General features: G+C 44.2%; 14 protein-coding genes. 5 read left to right on the top strand and 9 right to left on the bottom strand.

Going from position 1 to position 15,060, the window contains the following annotated elements; genetic code table 11:
* Positions 1-84: 84 nt before the first annotated feature.
* The 5 genes from IH597_05030 (at position 85) to IH597_05010 (ending at position 6,434) form a co-directional block, all read left to right on the top strand.
* A complete protein-coding gene (locus tag IH597_05030) occupies positions 85-1,746 on the top strand; it encodes a C10 family peptidase (GenBank protein MBE0661813.1) in 1,662 nt (553 codons plus the stop codon).
* Between the two features lie 90 nt (positions 1,747-1,836).
* On the top strand, positions 1,837-2,415 hold the full coding sequence (locus IH597_05025) for a four helix bundle protein (GenBank protein MBE0661812.1): 579 nt from the start codon (positions 1,837-1,839) through the stop codon (positions 2,413-2,415).
* A gap of 174 nt (positions 2,416-2,589) precedes the next feature.
* Complete coding sequence (locus IH597_05020) at positions 2,590-3,759, top strand: sigma-54-dependent Fis family transcriptional regulator (GenBank protein MBE0661811.1); 1,170 nt, start codon at positions 2,590-2,592, stop codon at positions 3,757-3,759.
* Positions 3,760-3,778: 19 nt separating this feature from the next.
* A complete protein-coding gene (locus tag IH597_05015) occupies positions 3,779-4,957 on the top strand; it encodes a putative C-S lyase (GenBank protein ID MBE0661810.1) in 1,179 nt (392 codons plus the stop codon).
* A 436-nt stretch (positions 4,958-5,393) separates the two neighbouring features.
* Complete coding sequence (locus IH597_05010; GenBank protein ID MBE0661809.1) at positions 5,394-6,434, top strand: aminotransferase class I/II-fold pyridoxal phosphate-dependent enzyme; 1,041 nt, start codon at positions 5,394-5,396, stop codon at positions 6,432-6,434.
* 21 nt (positions 6,435-6,455) lie between these two features.
* On the opposite strand, the gene IH597_05005 is transcribed toward IH597_05010, so the two are convergent.
* The 9 genes from IH597_05005 to ccoS all read right to left on the bottom strand — a co-directional run bounded on the left by IH597_05005 (position 6,456) and on the right by ccoS (position 14,485).
* Positions 6,456-6,989 (bottom strand): DUF4424 family protein, encoded by a 534-nt coding sequence (locus tag IH597_05005; protein ID MBE0661808.1) that lies wholly within the window; start codon positions 6,987-6,989, stop codon positions 6,456-6,458.
* Between the two features lie 38 nt (positions 6,990-7,027).
* Positions 7,028-8,200 (bottom strand): T9SS type A sorting domain-containing protein, encoded by a 1,173-nt coding sequence (locus IH597_05000; GenBank protein ID MBE0661807.1) that lies wholly within the window; start codon positions 8,198-8,200, stop codon positions 7,028-7,030.
* 192 nt (positions 8,201-8,392) lie between these two features.
* Complete coding sequence (locus tag IH597_04995) at positions 8,393-9,136, bottom strand: sulfite exporter TauE/SafE family protein (GenBank protein ID MBE0661806.1); 744 nt, start codon at positions 9,134-9,136, stop codon at positions 8,393-8,395.
* Positions 9,137-9,139: 3 nt separating this feature from the next.
* The gene (locus IH597_04990) at positions 9,140-9,586 is read right to left on the bottom strand and encodes a FixH family protein (protein MBE0661805.1); all 447 of its coding nucleotides are present in this window, start codon (positions 9,584-9,586) and stop codon (positions 9,140-9,142) included.
* 25 nt (positions 9,587-9,611) lie between these two features.
* Positions 9,612-11,045, bottom strand: a complete 1,434-nt coding sequence (gene ccoG, locus IH597_04985) for a cytochrome c oxidase accessory protein CcoG (protein ID MBE0661804.1) — start codon at positions 11,043-11,045, stop codon at positions 9,612-9,614.
* A 249-nt stretch (positions 11,046-11,294) separates the two neighbouring features.
* On the bottom strand, positions 11,295-11,903 hold the full coding sequence (locus IH597_04980) for a c-type cytochrome (protein ID MBE0661803.1): 609 nt from the start codon (positions 11,901-11,903) through the stop codon (positions 11,295-11,297).
* Position 11,904: 1 nt separating this feature from the next.
* Positions 11,905-12,132, bottom strand: a complete 228-nt coding sequence (locus tag IH597_04975; GenBank protein MBE0661802.1) for a CcoQ/FixQ family Cbb3-type cytochrome c oxidase assembly chaperone — start codon at positions 12,130-12,132, stop codon at positions 11,905-11,907.
* 7 nt (positions 12,133-12,139) lie between these two features.
* The gene (gene ccoN, locus IH597_04970) at positions 12,140-14,281 is read right to left on the bottom strand and encodes a cytochrome-c oxidase, cbb3-type subunit I (protein ID MBE0661801.1); all 2,142 of its coding nucleotides are present in this window, start codon (positions 14,279-14,281) and stop codon (positions 12,140-12,142) included.
* Between the two features lie 15 nt (positions 14,282-14,296).
* Positions 14,297-14,485: a cbb3-type cytochrome oxidase assembly protein CcoS gene (gene ccoS, locus IH597_04965; GenBank protein ID MBE0661800.1), complete on the bottom strand. Its 189-nt coding sequence runs from the start codon at positions 14,483-14,485 to the stop codon at positions 14,297-14,299.
* Positions 14,486-15,060 lie beyond the last annotated feature (575 nt).

The raw sequence follows: 15,060 nt of genomic DNA, 5'->3' as shown, positions 1-15,060 counted from the left end.
TTTATGCTCTAATTACTGGCGCCTCAGGCCAGCGTGATATCAGGGCAGAAATCCATATTCTTGTGTCAAATCAAATTAAAAAAAATGAAAACCTCTACCTTGCTTTTTTTAGCTGCATTGCTGTTTGTTTTCAAAACTGGCAGCGCTGAAGAAACCAAAGTTGACCGGCATGAAGCATTTACAATTGCGGTCAATTTTTTCAGGTCATCTGATTATGAGATAGCGCTTTATGATGATGCAGTTGAGCTCCTGACATACAATGAAAGCCTTAGGCTGGCATATGTTTTTCAGGGAGATCGTAACGGTTTTGTTGTTGTGGCGGCTGACAAGCGTCTTAATCCCGTCATATATTACAGCACAAGCGGGAAATATAACTCAACAGGCCCATTGGAGAGTATTTTACGCGCTGACCTTGCAAAACGGCTGGATCATTACGGTCAGTTTTCAGTTGAATATAAACAACAAATTGCTGCAGATTGGCAAAGGTATTCGGCTGCCAATGTTGAGAAACGGCTTGTTCAATACTGGCCGCCTGCCGGCACCACAAGCTCCGGGGGCTGGACCGAGACAAACTGGAGCCAGAACTATCCCTATAATATTTTCTGCCCCGTGCACCTGGCTACCGGCCAACGTACACTCGTTGGCTGCCCCGCAACAGCTATTTCACAAATCCTGTATTACCACCGTGACCTTCAGCAGACTCAGTTTGGAGTTACTGACAGGTACTACCATAACTATAACCAGTCATTTTGGATTGATGATGCATGGGAAACCTACGACTTCCTCTCTTTCAATTCCATAAATGACTTTCTAGTGGATATAGAGGCCAAAATGCTTGACTACGAAACGCTTGAAGTTGAGGATATGGCCGCCCTTTCACTTGCCGCTGCTTTTGCATGCCGTTCAGTATTTTCACCTTCTGCTTCAGGAACTTTTGGTGTGAACCAGGCTTTTGATGCTTTTCAGAAATTTGGTTTTACGGAGTCGGTATTGCTAGACCACACGTATTCAAACGACGAGATTCGTCAGAAAATGATAGAAAACATTCAGTCAGCTAACCCGGTTTTGCTTGCCGTAGTTGACGCCAATTGGCAAAGTGGCCATAATGTTGTTTGTGACGGTTACAGCGCCGATGGTTTTTTCAGGATCAACATGGGCTGGGGTGGAAGCATGAACGGCTGGTACAATTTGCCAGAGCAATTCCCCTACAACCTCACTGTTTTTGAAGGTGTGGTTGCCGATATCGTATCCAGCGCAACAAATCCTGTAACTTTTGTTGTCCATGACGAGGATGGTTTTCCGATGCAGAATATCATGATTTCAATTGAAAACACAGCTGATTCAGCATGGACCAACGAATCGGGAATTGCAATTATAGACCTGGCCAATGGTACTTATACTTACACCATAAGCGTGGATGGTTATCCTGTTGAAAATAATGAGTTTACCGTGGTGCGGGAAAAACTGACAATTGACATTACACTTATCCCGACTTATCTGATTAGTTTAATGACGCCTGTCCCTGTTATTTACCCAAACCCTGCAGGAATATCTTTTACAGTATCCAACGCAAGGGGTGCTACTATTTGTGTGCGAAACACCATGGGAATGTTGGTTGTTGAACCAACTTTCATAAGCGAAGAAATGAAACACATCTCTATTGCCCACCTTGATAAAGGTTCGTATATTATTACCGTTGTTCATGAAAATGGGAGAACCTTTACATCAAAGCTTTTAAAGAATTAGAAAAAGAATTGGGACTTTAGAGACAGTTGCGACATGGCAATAGTCCCAAAAGTCCCTAAAAGTCTCAAGAAAAAAATAAAAGAGAATAAAATGAATGAGAATGCTAAAAATTCCGATGGCTTTATACCAAAACACGGTGGCTATCAGAATTTGATAACCTATCAAAAAGCGGAAATCATTTATGATGGCACTATATACTTTACAAAAAGGTTCTTAAAAAAATATGACCGTACCATTGATCAAATGGTGCAGGCAGCAAGAAGCGGAAAACAGAATATTGTTGAAGCCAGCATGGCTTCAGGCACTTCGAAAGAAATGGAAATTAAATTGACCAACGTTGCACGGGCATCTTTAGAAGAACTTAAAATTGACTTCCAGGATTTTCTCAGAACACAAAAGCTTCCAATCTGGGATAAAGAGCACAAACTTACAACCAGGTTCAGGGAAATAAACAAAACGCCAAATGCCAACTATGAAACCTACCGGAAGGCAATAGAACATGAACAACCCGAAATTTGTGCCAATTCAATGATATGTCTTATTCACATCGTTAGCTATTTGTTAGCACAACAGATTAAATCATTGGAAACTATTTTTTTAAATGAAGGAGGCTTAAGGGAAAGAATGACAAAAGCCAGAATAGACAAAAGAAACCAAAACAAGAATTAACATATAATGAGCAAAATTCCGGGAACTAATTCTCTGGTAACATTCAAGCTTGGATTAATAACTTCTTTTCTTTAAGCGATCAAGCGTAAGATTAGTTTCAGGAATAAGGCTTGAGCGATAACCCTCCCTTGAAGCTCCCCCCACATTCCCTATCTTTGTCCCAAAATTTAAACCATGACCAAGATCCTTGTTGTTGATGATGAGAAAAGTATCCGCAATACGCTGAGAGAAATTCTGGAATACGAAAAGTTTGAGGTAGACGAAGCCGCCGAAGGCCAGGAAGCGCTTGAAAAAACCAGGAATAACCGCTACGACCTCATCCTGCTCGATATCAAAATGCCCCGCATGGACGGCATTGAAGTGCTTGAACAACTCATGAAATTTACCGATGTTCCGGTGGTGATGATTTCCGGCCACGGAACCGTTGAAACCGTTGTGGAAGCCGTTAAAAAAGGCGCTTACGATTATATCACAAAACCCCTGGATCTGAACCGCCTGCTGGTAACCATCCGCAATGCGCAGGAACGGCAAACGCTGGTTACCGAAACCAAAGCCCTCAAGCGACAGGTGAGCAAAACCTATGATATGATTGGCGAATCGCCGGCCATGCATGAAATAAAAGCCATGATTGAGCGGGTGGCGCCCACCGATGCACGGGTAATGATTACCGGCGCCAACGGAACCGGAAAAGAACTTGTTGCACGATGGCTGCATGAACTCTCCAACCGGGCACAGGGGCCGTTTGTTGAAGTCAACTGCGCCGCCATTCCTTCCGAACTAATTGAAAGCGTGTTGTTTGGCCACGAAAAAGGTTCATTTACCTCGGCCATCAAACAACGGAAAGGCGATTTTGAGCAAGCCAGCGGCGGCACGCTTTTCCTGGATGAAATCGGTGATATGAGCCTTTCTGCCCAGGCCAAGGTGCTGCGTGCATTGCAGGAAAACAAGATCATGCGCGTGGGCGGCGAAAAAGACATCCCGGTGGATGTGCGTGTAATTGCGGCCACCAACAAAGACATCCCAAAAGAAATTGAGAAAGGAAATTTCCGCGAAGACCTTTACCATCGCCTGGCTGTGATAGTTATTCATGTGCCAACCCTCAACGAGCGTGAAGATGATATTCCGGTTATTGCGAACCATTTCCTTGCCGAAATATGCCAGAGCATGGCCAAGCCGCTGATGCAGTTCGATGAAAAAGCCCTGGAATCATTAAAGAAGATTCAATGGACCGGAAATATCCGGGAATTGCGCAATGTTGTCGAACGGCTCGCAATTTTGTGCGATCAGAACATCAGCAACGATGATATCCGCAAATATGCCCAGCCTCTGAAAACGAACTTCTGAACCTGCAAAAACCAGGAGCATGACTTACAACTTCGATGAAATTGTCCCGCGCCACAACACTTCCTGTGTAAAATACGACCTTCTTGATCATTTTTTTGGCTCTGCCGATCTGATCCCGCTCTGGGTGGCCGACATGGATTTTAAAACCCCGGATTTTGTTGTGAACGCAGTGAAGGAAAGGGCTTCACACGAAATTTATGGCTATTCGATTCGCCCTCCGTCATATGAGGAGGCTATCATCAACTGGTTCAAACGCAGGCATAACTGGGAAATTAAAAAGCAGTGGATGGCTTTCAGTCCGGGCGTTGTACCGGCCATGAACATGATTGTGATGGGCTTTACCGAACCCGGCGATGAGATCATCGTTCAGCCACCGGTTTATTTCCCGTTTTTCAGCGCTGTCGAAAACAACAAACGGACGCTGGTTCATAACCAGTTGAAATACACAAACCGGCGGTATTATTTCGATCTCGGAGACCTTGAGTCAAAGATTACTTCCCGGACCAAAATGCTTTTACTCTGCAATCCGCATAACCCTGTTGGGCGTGCCTGGACAAAAGATGAACTGAACCAGTTGGCTTCAATCTGTTTGAAACAAAATATCCTGATCCTGTCAGATGAGATCCATGCCGACCTGGCCATACCGCCTTATAAACACATGGTAATGGCTTCTTTATCTGAAGAGATTGCGAACCAGACCATCACGACAGTCGCGCCCAGCAAGACTTTTAACCTGGCGGGAATGGCAACCTCTGCCGTTATCATTTCCAATCCCGAACTCAAAAAGAAATACGATAAAATTCTGGATCAGGTGCATGTTGGTTTGGGCAATCTTTTTGGCAATGTGGCCACCGAGGCTGCATATACACATGGCGACGATTGGCTGGATCAGATGCTGGAATATGTGAAAGACAATTGCAGGTTTGTTATAGATTATCTGGAGACTTTTTTACCGCAAATCAAACCTATTCCGCTGGAGGCAACGTACCTGCTCTGGCTGGATTGCCGGAACCTGGGTTTTGGTTCGGATGAAAAATTGAAAGAATTTATGATCCAAAAAGCCGGACTTGCAATGAGTGAAGGAGCTAGCTTCGGGCCGGGAGGAGAAGGGTTTATGCGCATGAATCTTGCATGCCCGAGGGCGGTGATTGTAAAAGCATTGGAACAGTTGAGGAAGGCGTATGCTGACAGAGCTTAGTTTTCGTGAAAATGAGAAAATGGGAAGAAGAGAAGGTGAGATTGGGGGACTTGGAGACGAAGAGGGACAAGAGACAAGAGACAAGAATCAAGAGACAAGGAGAAATGGAGAAAAGGAGAATGAAGGTGACGACTGTATGACAATGTATGACCACATTCGACAACCGTATGGCCATGTATTACAACCGAATAACAATTGTATGACCCAAATCATGTAACAAGCAACCAGTAACAAGCAATCAGCAACCAGTAACCAACAACAAAGTATGACAACCGAATGACAATTGTATGACCCAAATCATGCAACAAGCAATCAGTAACAAGAAACCAGCAACTTACACCTGAGGAATCCGAACAATAGAATAATAGAACATTTGAACAATAGAACCATAGAATAGGAATCTTGAATCACGAATTTTGAATCTTGAATTATTAAAATGAATAAAACAAAGAAAGTTGACCTCCGCAGCGATACGCTTACAAGACCCACTCCGGCCATGCTGGATGCCATGTTCAATGCAGCCGTGGGTGATGATGTTTGGGGTGAAGACCCGAGTATGAATGCCCTGGAAACAAAAGTTGCCGCCCTCTTCGGGCATGAAGCGGCGATATTCTGCCCTTCGGGGATTATGACCAATCAACTGGCCATCAAGGTACATACTGTTCCGGGCGATGAAGTTATATGCGACAGGTTATCGCATATTTACAACTATGAAGGTGGTGGCATTGCCCTGAACTCAGGCGCTTCGGTAAGATTGCTTTACGGAAATCGCGGTAGGTTCACAGCAAAAGATGTACTTGCCAATATTAATCCCGATGATGTGCACTATCCGAGTACCAGCCTGGTTTCAGTTGAAAACACAGTGAACAAGGGTGGCGGATCGGTATGGGATTGGAATGAACTGCTTGAAATCGGAAAAGTATGCAAAAAACACGGATTGCGTTATCATCTTGATGGCGCGCGTTTGTTCAATGCGCTGGCAGTCACAGATCAAACTGCGCTTGATTACGGCCAACTTTTTGATTCTATTTCAATTTGCCTCTCCAAAGGACTTGGCGCCCCGGTGGGTTCAATGCTCAGCGGTTCAAAAGAATTTATTCATAAAGCAAGGCGATTCCGCAGGGCTTTTGGCGGAGGTATGCGGCAGGCCGGCTATCTTGCGGCAGCAGGAATTTATGCTTTGGATCACAATATTGAGCGCCTGAAAGACGACCACCAAAGGGCAAAACAAATTGCTGAAGCACTGTCAGGTCAATCATGGGTAAAAGAAATTTTGCCGGTTGAAACCAATATTGTCATTTTCCTGGTTCCGGACGAAATCAGGGTTCCCGATCTGGTTCAGAAGTTGGAAGAAAAAGGAATTTTAACGGTCCAGTTCGACCACAACAGCATCCGCATGGTCACCCACCTTGATATTGATGATGCGATGGTGGAGTATGTGGTGGAAGTTTTGGGAAGTGTTGATGTAATGCAGTGATGCAGTGATACAGTTCCCGAATCACTTTGTTTGGATGATCTCAAACCAGATTTCAAAATCGTTTGCTGGCATAAAATTTTGCCTTGTCCAGTGATAAATGCTTGTGCCTTCAAATTCACTGATTTTATCAGGCGGTTCAAAGCAGGATAGAATGTTGATATAAGGAGGGACCACCAACTTGAATTCTGCTAATTGCAAGGGCTTTCCCCAATATTTGGTTGTGGTCAGGATGTACTTCGCATAATTGCCGTTATGCCGCTGGCTGTAAATAATTGTGATTTGTTTTTCCGATCCGGGCTGCATCTGGATTTCAAAAGAAATCAATGTGTCATGCAATTGAAAAGGAATTGCAAGGTTCTCTTCGCTGAAAACCATTATAGTATCAAATAAAGGTCCATCAGCAAGCCGTGGCAACGGATAGCTGATCAAGCTGCGCTGCTGACTGAGTGAATTATTTCTGAAATAATACTGCCCGGATACGGTAAAATTGGTTGAATCAAGCTGAAAGGTTAAATCTTCCCGGAAAAAATCGAGCCGTTGGCTATGAACGCTCAAACAGCTTAACAACAGTAAAAAAAGAAGGATATTGGTTCTTAATTGCATACCAGTTTTCCGCTTCTTAACAAATTGCCCTCTCTTTGCACAGTGTACGAATAAACGCCTGCAGCGCCAAGATCGGATTTCCTGACATTGAGCATGGTTTTCTCACCCTGTGGCAACTTATAAGATTTCACAATACTTCCGGACAAATTATAAATATGCACAGTAACGTCCGATAAACCTTCATCGGATTCAAGGTAGAGTTGTGTGATATCGGAAAACGGATTTGGTGCGACAACAACGCTCATCTTTGTTTGTGCAGGCAATTCCACTGGCAATCCAACCAAAAACCCGTTTCCGGTTAGATGTAGATCGGTATCCAATATATCGCCTGGTTCGAAGTTAAACGGAACAGTAGCAACTGTTATATCCTGAAAGACTAAGGCTCCATTAGGGTCGCACTCTCCGATCAAACGGGTAATCTTTGTGATTGCCGATTGATGGGCTGCAAGCTCTGTTGCAAAGTTTCCTGCACTGTCAATGGTCATACCCATGAAATCGAAATAAAATGTGTAATCTGGTTGTATAAAAATCCATTCAATATTCTGAGTCAAAGCCAGACTGTGACATTCCGGAACCCAGGTAATCAATTGTCCGTTCATATCGTATATTTTACCTGTTACGGTAGCCGTTGCGTCAATAAAATTGTTCACTGCACCGATGGTAGGTGAGTTTGTTTTATAAAAGTAATCCGTCGGGAATCCATACTCATCAATCCGGCTGCAAATGCTTTGACCGGGATAAACAAACGGGATAAAGCAATCGGGATAGCCATAGGCGAGTGAGTGGGTGAATGATATCGGAGGCCCTGACTCAACGCTCCAATAGGCCACCAGTGTCAGCGTATCCTGATCCTGATCGAGGTAGAAATCAGGATAATTTACTGAATAATATAGTTGTTTATGATAGCCTTTTGAAGATAATTCTTTATTTGTACTCCGGATTTTTACCCGGCTTGTTTGGGAGTACATGATTATGCTGTCAAACACTAAATATCCGACATCCCAGGAGAGGAAATGCACTTCAAGCGTCCAGGTTCCCGGTTCAGAAAAATACAGCTCTGAGATGACCGGTTGCATACAATGCGGAGGAAAAGGGTTAGCATTGGCCCTTGGCAGGAAGGTAAAAAACAGGGCAATCAGAATAAGAACAATTGTTTTTTTCATGATGGGATGGGTTAGGGGAACAAATGTAATTGAATTAACGCTTTGCTGAGGTACTATATTCTTCGTTTCAGGAAAAAGCCTATGGGGAAGTGTTGGCATTCGCAAGTTGGAATGAATCAAAAGTACAAGCAACTAAAACAGTTTCACTGCATCACTGCGTCACAGCATCACAACTATATCCGGGAAAAACCCTCAGAGCGCCAATGTTTCACCACTGCCGCAGCAAGCGCCGGAAGTTCCTATTTCCTTATCTGGTGTCAGCATTTTGCTTTTCGGGCTGATATAGGGAATCCCCAGCGACATTCCCCTTAGAATGAAAATGATGCCGAGCACAACGATAAAAACCGGTATGATCCTAGCTAATTTTCTCTTCATTGCCTGCCCGATCATATTGCCCAGCAGCGAGACGCTTAACAACAAAGGAATGGTTCCCAGGCCAAAAGCGATCATGAAAAACACACCGGCAACAACATCGTTTGTGTTGATGGCCCCGGCTATTGCCACATAAACCAAACCACAAGGCAACAAGCCGTTGAGCAGTCCGATGAGCAGGAGATTGTGTTTGGCGTGGTTGCTGAACAATGTTCTCAGTTTCTGAACCAGTTTCCTGGTAATGCCTTGTCCCAGCGATTCGGTGTTGAACTGCCCCTTGAAAATAAATGGAAAGAAAACGCTCATGATCATGACCACGCCTAATAATATTGAAGCCCATTGCTGAAAGCCGGCCATTTCAATTCCTTTTCCAAGCAGGCCGAATATGGCTCCCATCATGCCGTAGGTAATGGTGCGACCCAAATTATAGAGCAATCCACCCAAGGCGCGGTCGCCAACACTGCGGTTGCCCAAAGGCAGGGCAACGGCAATGGGGCCGCACATGCCGATGCAATGTAAACTTCCGATAAGGCCGATGGTCAGTGCTGTGTAGAGGTCAAACATTTTTTATTCTATGCTAATGTCTTTTTCAGTGTAATAGTCAATTCCATCCTGCTGCCATGAAATTTTAAGGATGAACCTTCCTTTGAATCCGTCGACAGGATAAATAAAAACGCCATCTTCGTTTAGGTTCAGATTAGCAAAGCGGTCATTCGCATCATTTATGCGACTGTAGAAATGTACCTGACCTTCTACTTTTTCGGGTCGGAAAAAAGCAGGGAAAGCAATATGGACCTCGTTAATTTCAACTTTCGCAATAATATCATTGGCGTATGGAACGGTGTTCTGAACCATGTCAATCATTTCCTGGTAAGCCTGGCCACGGGGATAATAATCCTTTTCAACGAGGCTTATATCCTGCTGAAACATAAAGACTACCAAAGATATTATCATCAGCATAAATGCCGCCATGGCCACTACCAGCTTGGTGGGCCAATTCCATTGTATCTTCATGGGTGTATCATTTTTGCAGAACCGTTTATTTATCCAGGCTTTCGGGAGCCAGGAAGTTTGTTTTGTAAACGTCAATTTGCTTATTGTCAGAGAAAATGCCTATCTGTATCGGTGTATTGCTTGCAGTTAGCAGTTCCTGACTGATTACAACCATAAAATTGGCTTCTGTGACTTTCCCTTTTTGCGCGGTTAACTCATTTCCGATAAATTTAATCTCTCCTTCATGAGAAATCAAGCTGAGGCTAATGGGCATATCAGCATTTGCCTTGTTCACCAGTTGTATCTTGTAGATGTTGGAGTAATTTCCGGGGCCATATTCCTGGTAAATGGAACCAGGAATGCGTAAAACCGTGGCTTCCACATCGCCACGGATAATGAAAAGTGTGCTGATTATCGAGAGCAACACAAACAGAAAAGCCGAATAGGCAGTTGAGCGGGCATTCAGGAATTTTTTGCTGCCGGTTGAAATCCCTTTTTCTGAATCGTACCGTACAAGCCCCCGTGGCTGTTTAATGCGATCCATTACCTGGTTGCAGGCATCAATGCAGGCGGTGCAGTTGATACATTCAAGTTGGGTACCGTTGCGGATGTCGATCCCCGTTGGGCAAACGGCTACACAGTTATGGCAGTCAATGCAATCGCCTTTGTCGGTTTCCAGTTTGTTCTGATTCGGTTTCAAAGTAGCCCTTGGTTCGCCACGCTTATAATCATAGGCCACCACAACAGATTTCTCATCAAGCAGCACGCCCTGCAGCCGGCCATAAGGGCAAACGATAATGCAAACCTGTTCACGGAAAAACGCGTACGCTCCGTAAAAAGCTAAGGCAAAAACGAAAACTGCTAGAAATAGTCCGGAATTTGCAAGCGGCCCGCTGCTGATGACCTCTCCCAATCTGTTTCCGCCAATGAGATAAGCAAGGAATACATTAGTGATCAAAAAAGCCATGCCGAAGAACACAACATGCTTGAGGCTTTTTTTAAAGGTTTTTTCCAGATCCCAGGGTTGTTTGTCCAGTTTCTTTTGTTTGTTGCTATCGCCTTCAATAAGGTATTCTATTTGCCTGAAAACAAACTCCATGAAGATAGTTTGCGGACAAGCCCAGCCGCAGAAAACCCTGCCAAAGTTTACTGTGAAAAGAATAATGAAGATGATGAGGGCTATGATTGAGAGCACCAGCAGATGGAAATCTTGTGGCCAGAAAACCTGACCGAAAATGATGAACTTTCGTTCAAGCACATTCATCAGCATGAAAGGTTCGCCATTGTATGAAACAAATGGAGCAATGAATAGAAATCCCAGCAACAGAATTGCAACCAGCCAGCGGAATGTATAGAGCCTGCCTTTAGGGCGTTTCGGGAAAATCCATCGCCTGCCACCACTTTCGTCAATGGTTTGCAGCATATCCTTGAAGTAAGGTTTGCCATGCCTGCTTTCTGATGTTGAACCTTGATCTTCCATGGATTGAATGTAGATAGGGAGCGAGGGTTGGTAGATGTGTTTGGAGGGTTTAGGGGGTCTAGGAGTTAGTTGCCGGTTACGGGTTGCTGGTTGCTGGTTCGGGATTCATAATTCGAATGTTCTATTGTTCTATTGTTATATGTTATATTATTTTTTCAAGTTACAAGGTTCGAGGTTCATGGTTGATAGGGTTATGCGTTTAGGGGTTTTGATTCTTAGTAAGAATGAAACAAAACCAACTGTATTTATTTACTCATAAATCTCGCCTTCGGGCGCTTTGGGATTTGCCGGTTGTGTTCCTACAAGTTTTTCAAGAATATAGCCGATTACTTCGAGGCGCTGCTGTGGCGAGAGCTGGTCGCGGTAAGGGATCATACCCTTTTCTATCACGCCTTCGGTTACAATCTTAAACATATCTTCAACGGAATTGCCGTGAATCCAGTAATTGTCGGTGAAGTTTGGCCCTACCAGCCCTCCCCCATCCACCAGGTGACAAACGGCACAAATATTATCATAGGTTTGTTTTCCGCTTGCCAGTGATTTTTCATCATCCAGCAAGGCAAATTCAAAATTGCCTGCATCCGGCTCAGCCGATCTTATGCTGCTGGCCTGGGCCATTTCTTTGGCAAATTCTGTCTCCTGAACCAAACCCGTGGGCTTGAACATCCACAGCGTATAAAGGTAAATTATTGCAAACCCTATGGTTACTATAAACAGAAGGTTGAACCATGATGGCGGGGAATTGTCAAGTTCTCTGATCCCATCATACTCATGATCTTTGAGCAGCCGGTCATTGGTCAGGGTATCGTATTCATAATCTTCCTGAGGCTCTTCGTTGGGTATTTTATCTGTTGTCATCTTACTTGTTGTTTGTTTTCTCAATATCAGTTTCATCTTCGGTTCCTGAAAAATCATCATCTTCATCGCTCTCTAGCGGCATTCGGCTATATTCTTCCACCTTACGTTTTTTCATCCGGATTACCCAGATAACAAGGAAAATAAAAAATGTGAAGAATATAAGAATCCCAATGATGGCATAGATTTCCAGACCTGCAATATCATCGAGTACGCTTCGTGCCAGTCTCATGTTGCTGCTAATTTGATTCTGTGTTAATTCCTGTTCTGTGGATGTCCAGACCAAGCCTTTGAATGTAGGCTATGAGGGCAATAATTTCTTTTTTCCCATCCACATTTTCAAACCCATCAGTGCGCAGTCCATCGGCAATGACTTTGGCTTGCTGCATAAGATCTTCATTGGCGATTTTATCATATTCTTCAGGATATGGAACGCCCAATGACTGCATTACCCTGATTTTTTTTGCCGTTGTGCTCACATCCAGATCACGTTTATAGAGCCAGGGATAAGGCGGCATAATGGATTGGGGAATGAGTTTTTGCGGATCGTCAAAATGGGTAAAATGCCATGAGTTTGGTTTATTCACAAGACTGCCCGGCACTCCTGCCCTTGCCAGGTCGGGTCCGGTTCGTTTGGAACCAAACTGGAAAGGATGATCATAGACAACTTCCCCGGCTTTGGAGTAATCGCCATAGCGTTCAACTTCCGATCTGAATGGCCGCACCATCTGACTGTGACAATTGTAACATCCTTCCCGCACATAAATGTCGCGGCCATGCAACTCAAGCGGAGTGTAAGGTTTCACGGCTTCAATGGTAGGAACATTTGATTTGATCATAAACATAGGTACAAACTGTACGATCCCTCCAACAAGAATTACAAACAATGCAAGAATCGTAAATTGCACCGGTCTGGATTCAAGTCCCCGGTGACCGCGATCGGTGAGGGTTTCAGGGTTCAGAGCAGGTGCCTGGTCATCTTCAAAACGGACAAACTTCCCAATCCCGGCCGTCTTGATCACATTTATTATCAGCAATACAATACCAGTGACGTATAAGGTTCCGCCAAAAATGCGAAGGATATACATGGGCAGAATCTGCACCACTGTTTCCATGAAATTGGGGTACTTCAAAAACCCTTCTTCCGTAAACTCTTTCCACATCAGGCTTTGGGTGATGCCGGCAAAATACAGTGGAACAGCAAAGAAAAGCATACCGGTGGTTGCCAGCCAGAAATGAGCGTTGGCCATCTTCACGCTCCATAGTTTGGTTTTATACAACCTGGGCATCAGCCAGTAAATCATTCCAAAAGTGAGCATACCGTTCCAGCCTAACGCGCCAATATGAACGTGCGCGATGGTCCAGTCAGTGAAATGGCTGAGTGCATTTACGGTTTTGAACGAAAGCAACGGCCCCTCAAAAGTTGCCATACCATAAGCTGTAATAGCTACAACAAACATTTTTAGAACCGGGTCTCTTCTCACTTTATCCCATGCACCACGCAAGGTAAGCAGGCCATTCACTGTTCCACCCCAGGATGGCGCTATGAGCATCACGGAAAATACTACACCCAATGCCTGAGCCCAATCAGGCAAAGAAGAATACAACAAATGGTGTGGCCCAGCCCAGATGTAAAGGAAAATCAGCGACCAGAAATGGATAATGGAAAGCCTGTAGGAATAAACGGGGCGGTTCGCAGCTTTGGGTACAAAATAATACATCAGCCCTAAAAAAGGTGTGGTCAGAAAAAAAGCAACTGCATTGTGGCCATACCACCATTGCACCAGCGCATCCTGAATGCCTGCATAAACCGGGTAACTCTTTAGTAATGAAACAGGTATATTGATTGAGTTCACAATATGCAATACAGCCACCGTAACAAAGGTGGCGATGTAAAACCAGATGGCAACATAGATATGTTTGACCCTTCGCTTTACAGTGGTCATGATCAGGTTCAGGCCAAACACGACCCAGATAACAGCAATAGCTATATCAATCGGCCACTCCAGTTCGGCGTATTCTTTTCCAACTGTGATACCAAGCGGTAACGAAACAGCCGCTGCCACTATGATCAACTGCCAGCCCCAGAAATTGATCAGCCCCAGCGTCTGACTGTAAATCTGCGTCTTGAGCAAGCGGGGTAAAGAATAGTAAATCCCCATGAAAATTGCATTTCCAACAAAGGCAAAAATGGCTGCATTGGTATGCAATGGCCTTAACCGTCCGAATGAAAGAAATGAAACCCCATTGGTTAGCAAGGGAACCACCAGTTCAATAGCTATTGTTAATCCCACAAGTACTGCTATGATGCCCCAAAAAACAGTGGCATTCAGGAACAGGCGCGAGATTTTGTTATCGTAGGTAAACTTTTGTAGCTCCATACAGGTATGAATTTGTTATTGTTGTTTTTCTGTTTGAACCTCTTCTGATTGTATATCTTGCTTTGGTTTCTTCTCAAAAAGCATTCTTACCGATGGAGAATAATCATCATCGTACTGCCCGCTTTTCACAGCCCATATAAAGGCTGCAAGAAAACCGGCGGCTACAATGATCCCAATGATGATTAGAAAAATGATGGCAGACATTTCAGTATTGTTGCTCCTGTTTGCTAGAAACTGAGACAAAAATATATAAAGATTTCACACTATGTTAAGCGCCAGCTAATTCAGATAAGTTCTAAATAGCCGGAGTGGAAAATGCACTAACAAACTTTTTGGCTTGAACCAAAAAGTTACAAAAAGTTCAAGGCTTTATAAAAACTCCTTGAATACTACGTCAGGTTATGGCCGCGCAGCACGAACCGTTCCGCGGATAACATTTGTTTTTCATAGTATTGTGTTCACCACGGCACTCTGCTTGCTGCTGGCGCAAGGCCCGCACTGAGAAATGCAAGCGTTTGTCTTCGTAATTTAGTCTGGTAGCTTTCTCAGTGCTTACCCTGCAAAACCTTCCTTGTATTGCTACGGAGTTTTTATAATGCCGTTTAGCACTTCGCATACGTTTTGCTTACCCGTCCGACTGCTTCGCTTGTGCTGAGCCTGGTCGAAGTAAGCGGTCTGACGGATAAAACCTATCGGGATGCTGGCGCCGACCTGCCTTGATTCAGGTAAATTCTAAATAGCTGGAGTGAAAGGTTTTTCATTCAAGCCCGGAAATAAGG

This window comes from Bacteroidales bacterium (assembly GCA_014860575.1).
In the GTDB taxonomy this organism is placed as follows: Bacteria; Bacteroidota; Bacteroidia; order Bacteroidales; family JAAYJT01; genus JAAYJT01.
This window is presented reverse-complemented; position numbering and strand designations above follow the sequence as displayed.